Source organism: Belliella marina, assembly GCF_042682445.1.
In the GTDB taxonomy this organism is placed as follows: Bacteria; Bacteroidota; Bacteroidia; order Cytophagales; family Cyclobacteriaceae; genus Belliella; species Belliella marina.
Genome location: NZ_JBHUHR010000002.1, coordinates 1 through 19,103 on the forward strand (window position 1 = coordinate 1; position 19,103 = coordinate 19,103).

Annotated in this window: 10 protein-coding genes; 1 reads left to right on the forward strand and 9 read right to left on the reverse strand. The window is 40.9% G+C overall.

Going from position 1 to position 19,103, the window contains the following annotated elements:
* Positions 1-411 precede the first annotated feature (411 nt).
* The 7 genes from lacZ to ACFSKL_RS01345 all read right to left on the reverse strand — a co-directional run bounded on the left by lacZ (position 412) and on the right by ACFSKL_RS01345 (position 14,526).
* Positions 412-3,525: a beta-galactosidase, LacZ type gene (lacZ, locus tag ACFSKL_RS01315; RefSeq protein WP_376882709.1), complete on the reverse strand. Its 3,114-nt coding sequence runs from the start codon at positions 3,523-3,525 to the stop codon at positions 412-414.
* A 198-nt stretch (positions 3,526-3,723) separates the two neighbouring features.
* Complete coding sequence (locus ACFSKL_RS01320) at positions 3,724-5,625, reverse strand: glycoside hydrolase family 43 protein (protein ID WP_376882711.1); 1,902 nt, start codon at positions 5,623-5,625, stop codon at positions 3,724-3,726.
* A complete protein-coding gene (locus tag ACFSKL_RS01325) occupies positions 5,622-6,836 on the reverse strand; it encodes a glycoside hydrolase family 88 protein (RefSeq protein WP_376882714.1) in 1,215 nt (404 codons plus the stop codon). The genes ACFSKL_RS01320 and ACFSKL_RS01325 overlap by 4 nt, the downstream gene beginning before the upstream one ends.
* Before the next feature lie 19 nt (positions 6,837-6,855).
* Positions 6,856-8,154, reverse strand: a complete 1,299-nt coding sequence (locus tag ACFSKL_RS01330; RefSeq protein ID WP_376882716.1) for a BNR repeat-containing protein — start codon at positions 8,152-8,154, stop codon at positions 6,856-6,858.
* A gap of 1 nt (position 8,155) precedes the next feature.
* A complete protein-coding gene (locus ACFSKL_RS01335) occupies positions 8,156-9,364 on the reverse strand; it encodes a DUF2264 domain-containing protein (RefSeq protein WP_376882719.1) in 1,209 nt (402 codons plus the stop codon).
* A 491-nt stretch (positions 9,365-9,855) separates the two neighbouring features.
* A complete protein-coding gene (locus ACFSKL_RS01340; protein WP_376882722.1) occupies positions 9,856-11,532 on the reverse strand; it encodes a RagB/SusD family nutrient uptake outer membrane protein in 1,677 nt (558 codons plus the stop codon).
* A 12-nt stretch (positions 11,533-11,544) separates the two neighbouring features.
* Positions 11,545-14,526, reverse strand: a complete 2,982-nt coding sequence (locus ACFSKL_RS01345) for a SusC/RagA family TonB-linked outer membrane protein (protein ID WP_376882724.1) — start codon at positions 14,524-14,526, stop codon at positions 11,545-11,547.
* Between the two features lie 313 nt (positions 14,527-14,839).
* Here ACFSKL_RS01345 and ACFSKL_RS01350 point away from each other — a divergent pair, with 313 nt between their 5' ends.
* A complete protein-coding gene (locus ACFSKL_RS01350; RefSeq protein ID WP_376882727.1) occupies positions 14,840-15,994 on the forward strand; it encodes a helix-turn-helix domain-containing protein in 1,155 nt (384 codons plus the stop codon).
* A 621-nt stretch (positions 15,995-16,615) separates the two neighbouring features.
* Here ACFSKL_RS01350 and fucP read toward each other — a convergent pair.
* Both fucP and ACFSKL_RS01360 read right to left on the reverse strand, forming a co-directional pair.
* Positions 16,616-17,872: an L-fucose:H+ symporter permease gene (gene fucP, locus ACFSKL_RS01355; RefSeq protein WP_376882729.1), complete on the reverse strand. Its 1,257-nt coding sequence runs from the start codon at positions 17,870-17,872 to the stop codon at positions 16,616-16,618.
* A gap of 447 nt (positions 17,873-18,319) precedes the next feature.
* Complete coding sequence (locus tag ACFSKL_RS01360) at positions 18,320-19,102, reverse strand: SDR family oxidoreductase (RefSeq protein ID WP_376882731.1); 783 nt, start codon at positions 19,100-19,102, stop codon at positions 18,320-18,322.
* Position 19,103: the final 1 nt, after the last annotated feature.

Genomic DNA, 19,103 nt, shown 5'->3' on the forward strand with positions numbered 1-19,103 from the left:
AGTAGATGGCATAAGCGTTCTTAATTTAAAGGTTAATGTTGAATTTCTCCCTTTAATATATGAAATCTAGCTTATGCCTATTTTTCAAACATAATACCTTAGTGAAACCCTTCGTGTACTCCTTTGTGGTTAACTTTTTTAGACAATTATATTCGGTTAGACCCTGTAATTTGTTGATTTTTTCTCTAAGACTTTCTTTTTGAAGATTTACCTGCTTTCAATTGCCCCTTCAGGGCAAATATGTTATCGAATTCTTTTTAACATTGGGTCAAGACCCAATGCTTAGATCTGTTGCCCCTGCAGGGCAATCGCTCCACACAAATACCTTTCCGCAATTCTACAAGGCTGGAAACTACCCGTAGAGTGTACATCACAAATAACTAATCCCTCAATAACTTAATCTACTAACAACTATTTCCCTACCAAGGAAATCCTGTAGCTATAGGAATACTTCTTGTCCAACAATAGATACTCTCTATGCGGATATCTTCCCCAGCTGTCGTCTCCACCAAGTCCACGCTGTTTCCAGTCGATGTGAAGGAATACAGAGTTTTTCGGTTTAAGGTCGGTAGGATGTTGTTGTTTCTTGGAGAATCCAGGATCCAAATCCTCCACAGACAAATTCAAAGCTGAGAATGCTATTTCCTGAACACCTTCTATTTTCAATCCTTTGCCTTCTCCGTTAGTCAATTCCAACCATCTGACGTCAGATTTATTACCCGATTCCTGTGGTCTGATGTAGTTCCAATTGTACTGATTGGAAACTTTATCCTGGTAAATCCCTACGTGAGAACCTGATTTTCTATCCTCATAATTTTCCCAAGGGCCACGACCATAGTATTCAAGATTTCCGAATTGTCCTGGGAGCTGCATGCGCATACCAAAACGTACTAGCTCTGGTAATTCCCTATCGGAAAAATCCATACTTGCAGTTACTTTGACCTGTCCATCATGTTGGATCAAGTAATCCACTTGATACTCTACCATGATGTTATTCAACAAGTATTTCACTTCTATCAGGATTCCATCTTCGTGGTTTTTGTTGACTTTGGAATCTACAAGCTTCCTGTCCAGATGTGCTGTTCTCCATACCCCAAGTCTGCTTGGCATATGGTTCCCAAAATCATTGTCTGTAGGCGCTCTCCAGAAATATGGTTCTGGGAAGTTTCTGATGATCCCTGGATCGGAATCTTTCAAAGCGTATTTCTTGAAATTTGCATTTTTGAGATCAAACTCACCGATGATGGAAGCTGTCTGGAAATGTAAAACCCCATCTTTTTCCTCATGCTTCAGTGAGTTGGAGACAGATTTTTCGATGTCAAAGTATGATGTTTTTCCAATCGCTAACTGCTCAGAAGCAATAATATGATTGGCAGGCAATGTTGCTGTGCCACCTTTGGTTTTTGCATACACATTCAACAGATACTCTGCATCATCCCCTACCATCGGCAACTTCAAACCCACATTTTTTTCACCATGGGCAGCGAGCTTTACATCAAAGCTCTCTGACTGGATGACTTCCCCATTTTTCAGCAATTCCCAATAGAAGGCAAACTGATCCAAATCGGTGAAATCGAAATAATTTTTAACCCAAAGGGAATTATCATCATTGAGTTTGAAATGAACATTTTGATATACTTTTTTCACTTCATATAAAGAAGGGTGGGGCGTTCTGTCCGCCGCAACAAGTCCGTTGGCATTGAAGTTTTCATCGTTTTGGAAATGAAAACCTCCCAAATCTCCACCATAAGCCCAATATGGTCTTCCATTTTCGTCATGTGTCAACAAACCCTGATCTACCCAATCCCAGATGAACCCGCCCTGCATGTGCTTGCTTCCCAAGATAATGTCCCAGTATTTTTGGAAATTCCCAACGCTGTTTCCCATGGCATGTGCATATTCACACATGATAAATGGCCTCTCTTTGGTTTGATCATCTGCATATCGTTGCATGTGTTCGATAGATGGATACATCGGTGCTACGATATCGGTATTTCTGTTTTCTCCTGCCTGCTCAAACTGAACTGGACGGGTTTTGTCATTTGCTTTCAACCAGTCATAGGCATCGTAGAAAACAGGCCCATTTCCTGACTCATTCCCCATTGACCAGATGATCACTGAGGTACTGTTTTTATCCCGCTCAAACATCCGCTGAACCCTGTCCATATGGGCTGCTTTCCATTCCTCTCTGTAGGCGGGATGTCTTTCCTTGTTGAACCAACCCTGAAGTTCTGCACCCATTCCATGGGTCTCGATGTTGGCTTCGTTGACTACATAAAGTCCGTATTCGTCACATAGCTCGTACCATTCCTGATCGTGTGGATAATGACTCATTCGCACGGAATTCATGTTGAATTGCTTCATCAACTGAATATCCTTGATCATGATTTCTCTGTCTGGCACGTGGCCTTTGACCTCGTGATGCTCATGTCTGTTGACCCCTTTGACCAAGACGGCTACACCATTGACCATCAGTTGGGCATTTTTGATTTCTATGGATCTGAAACCTGTCCTTTTACTTACAGCAGAAAGCAATTTTCCATTGCCATCTTCCAGCTTGATCAGGTAGGTGTAGAGGTAAGGAGATTCTGCTGTCCACTTATTGACCGCATTGATTTTCCCATCGAATATGATGGGGGAATCAAAGTTTGTAGTTGATTTCTTTTGCGAATAGACTTTATTTCCGTTGGCATCCAATAGCTCAAAAGTAATAGTTGCCGTATTCAGCTTATTGCCTTCGGAATTTTTTAATTTAATATTAGCTCCTAGTTTTCCATTTTTGTATCCTGCATCCAATCCAGACTGTATCGTGAAATCGGCTATAGACAACTTAGGTGTCGCCTGCAAAAAAACATCCCGCTCAATCCCACTCAATCTCCAAAAATCCTGGTCTTCCAAATAGCTTCCGTCATGCCATCTGAACACTTGGACTGCCAAGAGATTTTCTCCTTTTTGGACATGGTTTGTGATGTCAAACTCAGCAGGTGTTTTGGAAGCTTTGGTCATGCCTATTTCTTTGCCATTCAGAAATACCCTGGCATAACCCGAGATAGATCCGAAGTGCAACATAATTTGCTTATCAGACCAATCAGCTGGTATGGAAAATGACTTTCTATAACTGCCAACCGGATTATAATTGTTATCAACAAATGGAGGTCTGGCAGGAAAAGGATAAGCTACATTGGTATAAATAGGAATATCGTGCCCTTCCATTTCCCAATTGGATGGTACTGGGATCATTTCCCAATCCTTGTCATTGAAGTTGCTTTCATGGAAATTTTGAGGTCTTTGATCAGGAGTCCTCACCAAATTGAATCTCCACTGCCCATTCAGACTTTTGTAGTAGTGATTGAAATCAAGGTCTCTTTTGAGTGCCTTTTCTTCCGAATCGTATTGGATAAAAAAAGCACGGCCAGCCTCTTTGCCCCTATCTAAGATTGTGGGGTTCTCCCATTCGTTTTTTTCATTTTGGGAAAAAACAAAGGTGCTCAAAAGCATAAGGGGAATTGCAAATAAATACTTCATGATGTTTTTGGTTATTTCAAGCAAATAAAAACTACCCACACACCAGATGTCAGATGTGCCATAGACAGCTTATTTTGGTCACTAAGGTAAGGAAACACCCATCTTGCCAACGGTGACAAAACGGTCTTAAATAGGGGGCAAACAGTTCCAATTGATATTTTTTAGAAAAATTTGCCCCAATTACTTTTATCCCTTGGACTACTCCAGCACTACACCTTCGAGCGTAGGCTCTATCTTTAGGATATAACCATTTTCGTCAAACTCCATTTTATCGATGCAGACTTCCCTATGAAAACCTGCCGATGATCCCATTCTGATACCTTCGGGTCTCTTGAACCGGTGATAGACAATCATCCAATCATCGGTATCCTTGACATTGATTACAGAATTATGCCCTGTTCCATAGATTCCCAGTTTTGGGTTTTTACTCAAAATCAGGTTATTTTCCGGAATTTCCAATGGTCCAACTGGACTATCAGAGATGGCATATCTCACCCGGTAGTTTTCTGATCTCGTATCATCTTCAGACCACAGAAAGTAGTATTTTCCGTTTCTGAAAAACACCTCTACACCTTCCCTAAAAGTCCTGTCAGGAGTCATCAGTGTGATTTTTTTCTTGTCAAAACTCTTCAAGTCATCATTCAAAGGAACTGCAGCCAAATAGCCGTTGCCCCAATAGAGGTAAGTAATGTCTGACTGTGGATCTTTGAAAATATCAGGATCGATTTCCTGCCCTCCCGTAGCACCCTCCGGCTTGAAGTCAACCAATGGCTTACCTGAATCGGTAAAAGGGCCTGATGGACTGTCGGAAGTTGCAACGCCGATTTTTTGGCTGGCGGTGAAATAATAGAAATATTCATAACCATCTTCTTTTTTGACTTCGAGCATGGTAGGCGCCCAAGCATGCTTATCACTCCAAGACACATCCTTCTCAAGGTCCAAAATCACTGCTTCCTCTTTCCAATCACGGAGATTTTCCGAAGAAAATGTCTTGAAGTATGTTCCCGACCAACCATCGAAACCATCACTCGTTGGGTAAAGGAAGTATTTTTGTTCTTTCTCTGAATAGATGATTTCCGGATCGGCATAGTATCCTTTCAATACTGGATTTCCAGAGACAACCTCATCGGCATAGCCAAATTCCTTGATCAATCTTTCCTTTTCTTCCAAACTGATCGGAAGTACAGATCCATGTCGAGGATGAAAATCCATACTGATCTGCTCGTCAATGATCTTGAAATTCTCCAGGTCATCGCTTTCTGTAAACTGATACGATCCCTTCATATAGACATCATACATGAGGATGAATTTTTCAGAATTGTTCAATCTGAAAATCCCTGATCCTTCTACAGCCTCCTTGGTCTGTTGCAGGTATTTGTCCTGCATTTCATAGCCTTCGGTCAGCTTATCAGAAACAGCCTTTTTGAGACCATTGCCATGACCTTCTGTTTTGAAAAACAAATGGTATTTTCCTTCCTGAAAAATGATATCTCCATCAATACAAGATTTTCCTTCGGGGTGGAAAAAAAGTTGCTCAGGCTCAGACTCCAAAGCCGTAAAATCCTTGTTTGCATAAGCGTAGTAGATAATATCTGCTTCCCCTTCAAACTGCATGGACCAATACACCATGTATTTTCCTGCTTTGGAATCAAAGATCGTCTGGGGCGCCCATACTCTTCGCACTTCGCCGAATTTCTCTGGAAAAACCGTCGGGATGTGGATATTGCTATGTGTCCAATTGACCAGATCATCTGATTTCAACAAAATCATGCCCTCATTGGTCCATCCATCGTTTGGCACATAGAGGTCTGTCAGGACCATGTAGAAACTTTTGCCATCATCTGATCTAAGAATATGCGGATCCCGCACACCTCCCTGTTTACTGATGATATCATTGTCAAGAATAGGCAAATAGTTATTCAAAGCACGGTAATTGAAACCATCATCGCTGATCGCATAATGTACGGATTCCTGACCAGGTCCATTACCAATAAAATAGGCAAATAGGTATGCTTCTGTCTCAATAGGCTTGGAGCATGAACTTGCAGCTATTGTTATGATGCAAATCAGGCTCAATAGGTGACTTTTGAATATTTTCATGAGGATGATTTTGATAGGTTTTTATATCTTTTGATTGCTTCCAAGAAATAATAATCTCCATATGTCAAAGGGGTATCAACTTCCGTATTCTCAGGAATATGACCTACGCCATGTTTGAGGATAAAGCCACCATTGGCTTTAGGTTCTGCCAGGTATGGAGCAGAAGACAGGGATTCAAGCATAGTCTCGGCGTTTTTGAAATACTTCTTAGATGCTTTCTTATCTACATATGTCGATAGTTCGAAAAGCGCAGAAGCAATGATGGCACCAGCAGAAGAGTCTCTCAAAGCATCAGGGATATTTGGTGCATCAAAATCCCAATATGGGATTTTGTCATCTGGAAGATTTGGATGGTCTAGGATCAAATTGGCGATGTTGTTTGCTACGTCGAGGTATTTCTCGTCTTTTGTAAATCTATACATCACAATGTATCCATACAACCCCCAAGCCTGTCCCCTTGCCCATGCAGAATCATCGGAATACCCTTGGGCAGTGTGCTTTTTATTCACTTCACCTGTTTCTGGGTTGTAGTTGACTACGTGGTAAGTACTATAATCCTCTCTGAAGTGGTTTTTGATCGTGTTGTCAGCGTGAGTGATGGCAATGTCTCGATAAGTTGGGTCACCTGTCTCTTCAGATGCCCAGAAGAGCAATTCCAAATTCATCATATTGTCAATGATCACAAGATAATCCCCCTGTCTGGAATCCCAAGACTTGATCAAGCCTACTTTCTCATCAAACCTTGAGCTCAATGATTTGGCACTTTGGATCAAAATTTCTTTATAATCATCTTCAGGGGCAATATCCAGCGCGTTTCCAAAACTACAAAACATCATGAAGCCAAGGTCATGTGTAGTCGTGTTGAATTTTTCTTTCTCAAGTACTTTCATGATTCGCTTGGCTTCCGCCAAAAGGACAGCATCCTTGTTCTGCTCATACATATACAATAGGGAGCCTGGATAAAATCCACTGCACCACCAGCCCGATCCAGAAGTTTCAAGCTTATCGTTTTTTGCATGGTAAGTTTTGGGAAATCTGTTTTCAGGCAGATTTTCCATCATAAATTTATATTGGTTGGATGCCTGGAAAATGACTCCTTCCAGCTTGGTATTCAAATCCTCATCCTGTGTTGCCACACTTTTGCTCTCAACCTGACAATTCGAAAGAACCATCGGTAAAAACAAGATAACTAGTGTAAAAAGCCTTTTCATTTTTTTGTTTAGTATGTGATTAATTGTGATTTATTTCAACAACCTGGATAGGGCTTGATTTGCCTTCCGCTATCCCCTCTCCGTCTATTTGCTCTACTTTCTGAACAAATAGATGCAGTGATTTTGTGGATTTCCACAAAGAGATATCATAGGTAGGTTCCCACTGTCCTACAGACTGCCCAGTCAGATCCCTGACAGTCCAGTCAGATTTATTCTGGTATACCATAGATACTTTGCTATCTCTTTCCTCATCCCTATAAATAATATAAATGCCAGACAGATCATCCACAAGAACCTGTGGCCTGGAAATCGGAATTCTTTTGGTCCCTCCACCACCCAAGGAAAACGTCTGAGTTCGATGGTTGGGGCTTACTTTACTCCATTTCCCTGCTTTCAGAAAAATAACCTGAAGTTGTGGTACATCCGATTCTGCCCAATATGTGACGATATATGGATTGCCTTCACTGTCAGCCGTCATTCCCGTTTGATTGATCAGGCTACTATTCTGAGGGATTTTCCAAGCATATTCTGCCGAACTTTCGGTGATTGGCAGACTGTATTTTTCACCTGTTGACTTTTCCCAAGTCAGTCCCTGATCTTTGGAGACAGCATAAGCCATATCATGGTTGGTGGACACATCCCAGGATTCTCTCCACACCCAGCTCAGATGGATATTGCCAAGTTGATCAATATATGATTGCCAATAGGCGCTTCTTTGGTCTTCTCCATCTATGAGATTGGTATGGATCTGACTCCAAACTTTTGATTTAGTATCATATTTATTGATCAGCAGGTTTCCCCTTCCTGATGATCCTGATCTGTACATAAATATCAAATTGCCGTCAGGTAATCTATGGAATTCAGGGTAGGTAACTTTTGATTCCCCCAACCCTGTCATGCTTTCTTTTTCCCCCAACTCAAGACTGTATGGCGCTTTGCTTTTGGCATACCTGAGTTCATTGTCATGATGATCCCAAGAGACATGAAGATATCCTTCCCCATCCAAGGCAATGCTGATGGAATTGTGCGCATCGTTGACATTTCCCCTATATCCAGTCTTGTTTAGCTCCCATGCTCCGGAGGACAACTCCCTTTTGCCAAGCACTACAAATCCTTCTGGATCGTAGTAGGCAACAAATTGATGTTTGCCATCAGAATCCAGTGAATTCCTCCTGAAAATAACCGTATTGATAGAATTATTAGCCCAGCCTTCTCCGACCAACGTCTCTGTGATTGGCGCGTTTTCCAACCTTTGGGCTTGACAGGAACAGGCAATTAGCAAAAGTAGAACAAAGGATATTCGAATTCTTTTAATCATTTCAAATTGCTTTGTCAATGACTGCTTTTTTGCCTCCCCAGATTTTCTGCTGGGTCCATTCTTCACTTGGCTTGCTCCAAAAGTCTGCCGATGCAGGCAAACCCAACACCAAGAAAACTTCTGAACATAAATAAAGGCTTCCGGTAGAAATGTAAGGCTCAGCCAATTCGGGCTGATTGCCATGGAAGCCCAGTTTCAGCCAGCCGTTCTGATCAAACATGGATTCTGACTGCATGTGTTTGTCCACAATTGCCTTCAGTGCGGCTCGGACTTGCGAGGGTGCAATCTCCTTTGGCAATTCTTCCCAAAGGGCTATTTGGGAAAGTGCTTGGAAAGCCCCAAACCTATAGGCCATCGATCTTCCTATAACTGGATATGTACCTTCCGGTGAGATCAGCCTTTCTTGGATTGCAGCATATCTTCTTGCTCTTTTGAGAAAAAGCTCGAACTCAGCTTTATTTCCCTTACCTGCATCCAGCAATGTTTTGGAAACATCCAAAATCATCGGCTGGATCACAAAGCTGTTGTAATAGTCAAAGTGAAAATCAGGTCCATCACCATAGACACCATCCCCTAGATACCATTCCTTGTGTTTGTTGAGTGCATAGGCTATTCTTACATAATCCCCATCTCCATCAAACTTGATCAATGCAGCCTCTACCATTGCCGTGAACAATAGCCAATTGCTGTAATAAGGGTTGATACCTCTTGAAGACTTCAATGCTTCTATTGTATTTTTCTTGGTTTGGGAATCAAGCCTGTCCCATAGTTGGGTGGGTGCACGCAACAATCCCTGGGCTAAAAATGCCGCATCTACAAGAGGCTGTCCCCCATGGGTAAAGTTCATAAAATCTTTGGCATTGGGGTCTGTGGCATTTTTGAGAGATTGGTGAACCAGAAGGATATATTTCTCTCTCAATTTACCTTCTTCAGTATCATCAGGACCAAGTTCCAACCATGGAGCCATTCCGGAAACGAGTCTGCCGAAAGCTTCCAAATAGGTGACTTTATCCCGATCACCATAGGCATTTGGCGCAACCTCCACAGGCATATTTTCCTTGAGTTTGTCTTGGCTCAAATTGGTCAATACTGGGTCTGCAATTTTGGTAAGGTATGAAATGAACACCTTCCTATCTTCGATTTCAGTTGCTGTGACAGTGCCAAAGCACCAAAAGAGTAGGGCAATGCCAAGTAGGTTTATCTTTTTCATTTTGTATTCTTCATTTTGTAAAGTACCCTTACAGAAAACACTTCTTAGGATTTTAGACAATGATTGGCTACGTATTGTTGGTAATAGTGAATGAGGTCGAATCAATCGGAAATGTTTGGTTTGGAAAATCCAATTTAGTCAAGCCCTCTACCAACTAAACACAAAAGTATTCTTTCTCCGCTTTAGTCAATATTCAAAACGTTGATTTTGTGTAGGCAATTGCTATTTTCTTTGATAAAACTCCCGAATTCTATGAAAGCTTCCCCCAGTAAGACCAATGGTTGGTTTCCATGCTATATGGTATCTCCAAAGGAATCCGTTTTGGCTTTGCTTTTTTCAGATTTGCATCGAAATATAAAAATGCAATTACCAGACAAAGTCCGGTAATTGCTATTGCTATAATAAACCCTAATTAATTATTTAAGAAAATTGAATTGCTTATCCAGTTGCTATGACTTCCAATTCCTAAATTCTGATAAGCATACATGGATTTAGTATCCGTCATTTTGCTTCAGTTCTGCATCTTTGTTAAGATCAATTTCTGACTGTGGAATTGGCATCTTCATATGGAAGTTCTGCAAACCATCTGTCGTCTCTATTTCACCATTTGCCAATGGAGCAGTACCAGTCAGTCTTTTAGCCCTTTCCACAAGAGTTCCTGTTCTCACCAATGTCATCCTTCTGTTTTCTTCCGCCAAGAGCTCTCTTGCCCTTTCATCCAGGATAAAATCCAATGTTATATCGGCAGCTGTTACTAGTGGAGCATTGGCTCTCTGTCTCAACATATTGATATCATTAGCTGCACCTGCCAAATCTCCCTTAAGCAATCTTGCTTCTGCCCTCAGCAAATAAGTCTCTCCCAATCTCATTACTATAAAATCCTTCCACATTGCATAACCAAAAGGATCTCTGCTATCATATTGTCTCCATTTCATGGAATAAGGAGCCATTCTCCAAATCGTATCTGCAGGGAAAATCCTAATCACGTCTGTTCCATTGGCAAGTGTAAACTCACTGCTGACACCATAAGGAACTTCTTGACCTCTGATATTATCATAAGCACTTCCAGAATTGTTGAAGTAAAGCTTTCTTTTGATGTTATACTCCGAGTTTCTCATATCACCATCATCATAGAGACCGTAGAGAACCCAATTGTTCAATCTTACTCTGGCAATACCTCTTCCACCCAGAGAATCAGTAGGTTCCATGCCAGGAATATCATAATATCCTCCTACCCAAACTCTTCTCTGCTGTGGAGCACCAAAACCTCCATTGGCAACATCCGCAGGGTTTTCCAACTCCGCTACCCAAATCCCTTCCGTATTTCCTTGGCTTCTTCTTTGATTTCCCACAATAAACATGTCCGAAAAAGGATCACCAGGTTCGCTTGCATTCACACCATATCTTTGATTGACCAGAGAATACCTTCCGCTATTGATGATTGCACTGGCTTGTGCTTCTGCCTCTGCAGGTTTGTCAAGTCTTAGGTAAACTTCAGCCAATAATTGATGGGCCATCATTTTGTTGATTCTACTTTCATAAGAAGCAGCCCCTGCATTTGGGAGAAACTCGGTTGCAAAAAGCAAATCTTGCTCTATAACTGCATTCACCTCATTGATTGGAGTCCGAACGAAGTCGGTTTTTGGTGCTGTCAAAGGCTCTGTCAATAGAGGTACATCCCCATATAGTGTTGCCAGCATATTGTATGCATGTGCCCTAAAAAAACGTGCTTCCGCATTGAATGCGTCCTTTTCTGCATCAGTCATCCCAGCGGGATTGTTGTTTTCCGCATTGTAGATCAAAATGTTGGCATTGTTGATCATTCTATAAAGTGCACTCCAGATTTTTCTAGAAGCTGGATCCAATGAGTTCATTTGAGAGTAACTGAAATAAGGTCTGGCATCACCATTTGACCTGCCTGAGGGTGCCCACAGGATATCAGTTCCTACATGCCAAATACCTTGTAAGGTTTGATCTTGATCATTAGTCAGCATAGATATAAATTGTCTGTGCAAACCTATTGTCGCTGCGTTAACCCCCCTTCGATCGTTCAATGATTCAGGAGCATATCTATCCAGTACATTTTCATCCAAGAAAGAGTCACTACATGCCGTATTGGCGATCACCAACACACATAATATTCCTATATAATTCAGTAATTTTTTCATTGTCTTAAGATTTTAAAGTGTCAGGTTGATACCAAGTGAAACTGTACGAACCAATGGATAATTATTGGTCCAACTTCCCTGTGAATCACTAGACCCTCTAGGGTAATAATTCATCTCAGGATCCCATCCTACCCATTTTGTAAAAGTGTGCAAGTTTCTACCTGCCATGTAAACCGTCAAGCCTTCAATATGGTATCTTGACAGAAATTCTTTTGGAACGACATAACTCAATCGCACGTCTTTGATTCTCAAGAAGCTAAAATCCTCTGCAAACTGATATCCCCTATAATTTCTAAATGCTCCAAGACCTGGCCAATAATTGTCCTGATTTTCAGGAGTCCAGTAGCCGATTTCTTGTGGGATATTTCTCCTTCCAGCCTCATCTGCATAAGATAAATCCCTATTGCCTTTTAGACCACCTTTCACTGCCTGAAGGAAGATGCTCAAATGGAAATTTTTGTATCTGAAGTTATTCGTCAATCCACCAACCCATAGTGGATCCCTCTGTCCCAATACCACTCTATCCTGATCATTGATAACTCCATCACCATTTTGGTCTTTGTATTTCAAGTCTCCAGGACGTGCCACAGGGTCATGGCCTGCCACTTCTTCACCTGTTTGCCAGATCCCGATTTTTTCATAGTCAAAAATCACTCGAAGAGGCTGTCCTATAAACCAGCGGTTTCCAACATCATCCCGTCCATCTCCATAAAGATCCAGAATCTCATTTCTATACCTAGAATAGTTCAAGGATGTTTCCCAAGTGAAGTTTTCATTTTCAATATTCACAGTGTTCAAAGTAAATTCAAAACCTAGATTTTGCATCTTCCCTAAATTCACCCAAACATTTTGGTAACCTGTAATGTTTGGTAAGTTTCTTTCTAATAAAATATCGTCTGTTATTGATTTGTAAACTTCAACCGTACCTCTCACCCTATTTTGGACAACCCCAAAATCCAATGCCAAATTGGTAGAAGTAGTAGTTTCCCAATTTAGATCAATATTCCCCATTCTATCAAAAATAACTCCAGTATGGGGTGCACCATCAAATGGCAGAAGGATAGTATTGGCGGTGGTAGCTGTTCGATTGACAGGGATTGCCATATTTCCAGATTGTCCATGTGACAACCTAAGCTTCAATTCCCCAACAGAATTGGCATTGGCCATAAAGCCTTCATTGTGGATATTCCATCCCAATGCAATAGAAGGAAAAACTGCGTATTTATCTGTATTTACTCCAAATGCGGAATATCCATCTCTTCGAGCAGTCGCCGTTAACAGGTATTTGCTCATGTAGGAATAATTCACACGAATCATCTGCGAAAGCATTGTATAACTATTTGCTTCCGAGTCTGCCAGTTGGGTAGATCCTGCACTTAGCTTGTTAAATGATAATGCGTCATTGACGAATATTCTAGATCGGCTATCATTTCTGAACACATCTACTTGTTGTGCACTGTATAAGCCGGTAAAATTGAGGCTGTGCTCTCCTATTTGTTTTGAATATGTCAAAATGTTTTCCAATACCCAATTGGTTGTTTCTCTGTTCCAAATATGTGCTGATCCATTCAAATCAAAGGCTTTCCTACCAGTATATTCTGCAAATCTATCAATATTATAGGTATAGTTTCCATTAAGTCTATAAGTCAATCCTGGGATGAAGCCGGGTGTAATATCCACATAAGCCCCACCCGACAAGGTCTTCCTTCTATCTTGCCTATCTACCGTAAGCCCCAACATTGGGTTTTGAAACAATTGCTCAGGAGCCATTGGGAAGATAATATATTCCCCATCGTCATCAGTTGGCCTAGAGTATGGACTCATGGCAGAAGCTAGCAATAAATTGACTCTTCCACCGTCATGGTTTCTGTCAGTAAAGAAGGCACTTGTCCCTATCTTGATAAAATCATTGATTTTTGCATCGATATTGGTTCTAAATGAAGCCCTTCCAAATTGATATCCTTTCACGACACCCTCTTGATCCACTTTGGATCCTGACACAAAGTACTGTACATTTTCAGTTCCTCCAGAGATGCTTAAATTATGTTCTGTGATTCTTCCTTGTTGGGTAGCGACATCCATCCAATCTGTAGTGATGCCGTTGTTGTAATTCTCCACTTCAGCTGCATTCGGAAGAATATTCGTCATAGATAGGTTGTTTGCTGTCAAAAAATCTGCATACTTCTGCACATAGGCATCCGGTCCCATGGGAGTCAGCAAATTGGCGATTCCTTCAAACCCAGTATATGCACTGTAATTTACCCTTGGCTTTCCAGCTGAGGTAGAGCCCCTCTTTGTAGTAATCAGGATGACCCCATTAGATCCCCTTGTTCCATAAATTGCCACTGCGGAAGCATCTTTCAGGATTTCTATAGATTCCACATCAGTTGGACTGATATCATTGATACTTCCAAAAAATGGAGATCCATCCACAACCAAAAACGGGCTTGTTCCAGCATTAATGGAATTTACCCCTCTAATCTGCATTCCCCCAACACTTCCAGGTACTGAGGAGCCTTGTGTCACCATCAAGCCAGCTGTAGTTCCTTGGATCGCTTGGGTAATATCCGTTACCGGAAGATTTGAAAGTCTGTCTTTAGGTACTGAAGCAACTGATCCTGTGATGTCAGATCGCTTTTGTGTACCATATCCAACTACTACAACTTCATCCAGTTGGCTGATATCCTCTTTGAGTGATACTTCGATAAAGCTTTTGTTGGCTACGCTTACCTCTTGTGAAGAAAATCCTATAAATGACACTAAGAGGATTGCATTTGGTGAGCTAACATTAATACTGAAGTTTCCATCAATATCTGTTACAGTTCCATTATTGGTGGATTTTTCTATAATTGTTACCCCTGGGATGGGTTCGCCATTACCGGCTTCTTTTACTACACCTTCGATTGTGATTGTTTGATTTTGTGCTTCAGCAAAATTCGCCAACGCCAAAAAACAAACAGAAAGGAAAACTATCCTTTGTATTAGTTTTTTCATGATTACAATGGGTTATGATTAATTAAATTATTTTGTGGGTTTTGAAACTTATCAACAACTTGAATTCAAATTGTTTTACTTCTTGAAGATTTATCATAGGCTTTTAGGGTTTTTGTTATTGATTAAGGATTCAAAATTAAATTGCCCTTAATCGCACTTTTATAGACTTAGAGTGATGTAATGATTGTAATTAAAAATTAAAAATCTAAATTTAACGTACTTTTAACGGTATCTTTAACCGTTAAAACCTACCTTAATTCAGCCTAAACAGCGTTTCTTGCATCATGAATGATAAACCCTAATCCAAACACCCATGGATCAATCAGAAAAACTAAGAACCCTTCAGCATTTACTGGAGCATAAATTGTTCTCAAGATCACCTTCTACAAGCATGTTATTGAAATATCTTGTTAAAGCATCTATCGCCAACAAGGACTTGAAGGAAAATATAATCTCGATGGAATTGTATGGAAAGGACTATGCTGATGAAAAAAGTGCCGCACATATGCGGGTCAATATCTACCACCTCCGCAAAAAACTTGAAACCTATTATAGCACCGACGGGAAAAACGATGAGATAAAACTGCAAATCAAAAAAGGACAATACCAAGTTGAGTTTGTCGAACGCTCAAAAGACCCCCAGGTAATCATTCGCACACGAAGGAAAAAGCGGTACTTCTTTTTGTCAGCAGGTCTACTGATGGCTATTGTTTTGACATTTCTCTCCATCTATCACAAAAGCATACCGATATGGCAACCTTTCTTTAGCAACGAAAAGCCCACTACTTTATTCATTGGGGATTTTTTTGGAATCATGGGGCCTATTGCCACTGGCAGTTTTGGCTGGAATAGGGATTATGACATCAACAATCTCCAAGATTATTATAACTTCTTAGAAGAGAATCCCGATAAAAAAGATGTAATATTTCCTGCAAATTATCCTTATGTGACTGGATTGGCTGCTGTAGGAACCATGAACATTTCGAGGATTTTCCATTCACACAGCAATGATTTCGATATCCGATTCACTTCCCAAACTTCCATCAAAGATATTTCGGCTGTCAATTCGATTTATATCGGTCCTGTAAAAAACAAGAATCTTTTTCTCGATCTCTTCAATGATAGCAATTCTAAATTTAAAATCAGCCAATACACCATCTCTTACAAAGACGCTGCAGCCGAAAGGGATACTCTGATCAATTTGAGCATTGAAGATGGCTCCAAATATGAACATGCCGTCGTATCAAGGATGAAAGGACCAAATGGTACTGAGCAGTTTATGTTTTTCTCAGATCATGACATCGGAGTCAAAGCAACTACCGAGAAATTTACAAATATTGACTGGGTAGAAAACGTCTTTTTCAAAATGACTGGTGAAGAGTTGGAATATTTTACTGCTGTGTTTCTGGTAAAAGGAAAGGAAAGAACCAGTCTTGAGCTTGAGCTTTTGCTTTGGGAAAAGCTGTAGCAAGCACAAATCAGCCAAACCTGCTCCATTGCATGCTGATGATGCGGATTTGGCGGATTTACACTGATTTTTATTGCCCACAACTAGGTGTAAAATGTATCTACTCCTCCATATCGTATTGAATCAGCCACTGATGAATTCAGAAAGCATCATTCTTTTGATCTGTGGCCATCTGCCAAATCCGTTTTATCAGTGTTCTATGGCACACTGATAACACTGATCATGCTGATTTACACTGATAATACTACTTATGGCGTCTCACCAGGTGTAGATTGTATCTAGGGTCTGCTTAAAAACACAAAACCAATTGGTAATGTATCGGTTAGTTTACATAGTCAATGATCTTGTGCAGGGTTTTTCAGCAAATGAATGCAAAAACCTTGCAGTATATTGACTTGGTTTTGTTAGCCAGCTTCACGCAAGCTACTTCCTTGGCTTCAGTTCGCAGTATATTTATACACCTTCACTTCGCCAACTCGTATCTTACGCAAATCTGACTTTTTCAGCAGACCCTATCTACACCTTTATATTGTATTGAACCAACCTCTGATCAACGCAGAAAACACTGTCTTCTGATCTGCACCTATCCGTTAGATCTGTTTTATCAGCGTCCATCTGTGGTCATATTTCCTTCTGAACCTCAAACTTTTTGGAAATCAAACCAAAGTAGAAAACCACGGCAAAGCATATCATCGGCACAATAAAAGCAAGCTTGATGCTGCCTGTATAATCGGATACCTGACCTTGAATGGCAGGCAAGACTGCACCTCCCAAGATGGCCATAATCAATCCTGCTCCACCTACTTTTGCATCATCACCTAGATTTTTCAGCCCCAGTCCAAATATCGTCGGAAACATCAAAGACATACAGGCGGAAATCAATAACAATGCTATCACACCAAAATACCCACTCCCTACAATTGCCAGAGCTACAAGAATAATTGCCACAAATGACAATACTTGCAATAGTACCGACGGCCGAATGAATTCCATCAAAAAGGTGCATATGAACCTAAACACCAAAAATACCACCAAAGCGGCGATGTAGTAAGTCGAAGCATCAGCCTCATCCAAAGACAATTCCACCATCACATACCGGATGGTAAACGACCAGATGCCTATCTGCGCACCAACATAAAAAAACTGCGCTATTACCGACCAAACATAGTTTTTGTTCCCTATCAACCTTGTAAATGAAGATTTCAAATGTAGCTTTCCCGAATCTTTTGCTTGGGGCATGGATGTGAAATAAATGACCAACCAAAGTACTACCAACACTATTGCAACTCCAACATAAGGCCCCATAACAGCCTGCAGCTCTTTGGCCTGAATGCCTTTCAGAGCTGTCAAATCCATGTTGCTTCTTTCTTCAAAAGAGGCTGTATCAAGTTTGGAAAGGATAAAGTATTTGCTCAAAATCCCCCCGGTGATAGATCCTATCGGATTGAACGACTGAGCCAAATTCAATCTTCGGGTAGCATCTTCCGGTGGTCCCAACTCAAGTATATATGGATTGGCTGCCGTTTCCAAAATAGAAAGCCCACCGGCAAGAATAAACAATGCCAAAAGAAAATGTCCATATACCATGGTGTAGCTTGCTGGATAAAATAGCAATGCCCCTGCGATAAACAAACCAAGACCAATCAAGATCCCTGTTTTGTAATTATATTTTTTGATCAAAAACGCTGCTGGCAGAGCCAAACAAAAATAAGCACCATAAAAAGCGCTTTGTACAAATGATGTTTGAAAATCTGTGATACTAAGCACTCTTTTGAAGGCTGCCAACAAAGTGTCAGTCATATTGTTGGCCAAGCCCCACATAAAAAAAAGGCTGGTTACTAAAACAAAAGCGAGGATGTTCCTATTATTCTTGGTCATGGTTGTGGGTTGATTGGGTTATTGGGCGTAAAGTGGTTTGGGATTTGAGAGGTTTATTGAATGCTTAATTTCGATTTTATGATTCTAAGAACTTGTCCGTATTCTGATATTGAAAGATTATAAAATTGGAAGATTTGGAGTATCACTTGACTCTGTAGTGACAATCTTTGTGTTTCTTGTTTCTCTGTCACGTCCTGAAATTACTTGACACTTTTTCTTTATACATTGAAGAAGTTCAACCCTGTCTGCAACAGGCAGGCCCTTCGGGGTTGTTGTTTCCATCATCGACTTTGATCCCCGGATAGCAATCCGGGGTTATTCAATGTTTAACCCCTTCGGGGTTGATTTTATCCCATCTCACTTATCTTTTGACATTTGTCTCTCGCTTCTCGTCTCTCGCTTCTTGTGTCTTGAACCTTATGTCTTTTACTCACTTTTCTTCATAACTTAGGTAATCGCCCTATCCAAATGTACATATCCGCCATCTGCAAACAAAAACTGACCTGTAGTATGGCTTGATTTGTCAGAAAGGGTAAAAACAGCAAGGGATGCAATCTCCTCTATCTTGGTCATCCGGCTTCCAAATGGCACTTTTGCTGCGATTTCCTGCTCCTTGGCCTCTGGATTTTTAAAAGTAGCCCGAAGCCATTTTTTATAGTAGGGAGTCATCACTTCTGCTGGAAGGATTGCATTTACGCGGATTTCATAGGGAAGTAACTCCAAAGCCCACTCCCGGGTCAATCCCAAATGCGCACCTTTCGAAGCTGCATACCCCGAAGTTCCTCCCTGACCTGTCAGGGCAACTTTTGAACTGATATTCAGGATAGAACCTTTGCTTGTTTTCAAATGGGGAAGCGCAAAATGTACCAAGTCAAAATAATGGTACAAATTCAACATCATGGATTTCCGAAAGGCTTCCGGCCCCGACTCCAGACCTGCACCATCATTGCTCCCAGCATTGTTTACGATACCATCTATTCTTCCATATTTCTCGATAGTGTAGGCTATCACAGATTTGCAATAGTCTGTCAACTGGAGATCTCCGATAAGAAAATCAGCCTTCATACCTTTCCCATGAAGATCTTCAATAAATTTCACAGTAGTCTCTTCCGACCAAGATGCAACAATAGGAATCCCTCCTTCTTGGGCGATGGCTGTACTTATCCCTCCACCGATCCCTTCCGAACCCCCAGTCACTATAAATACCTTGTCCTTTAAATTCAAATCCATA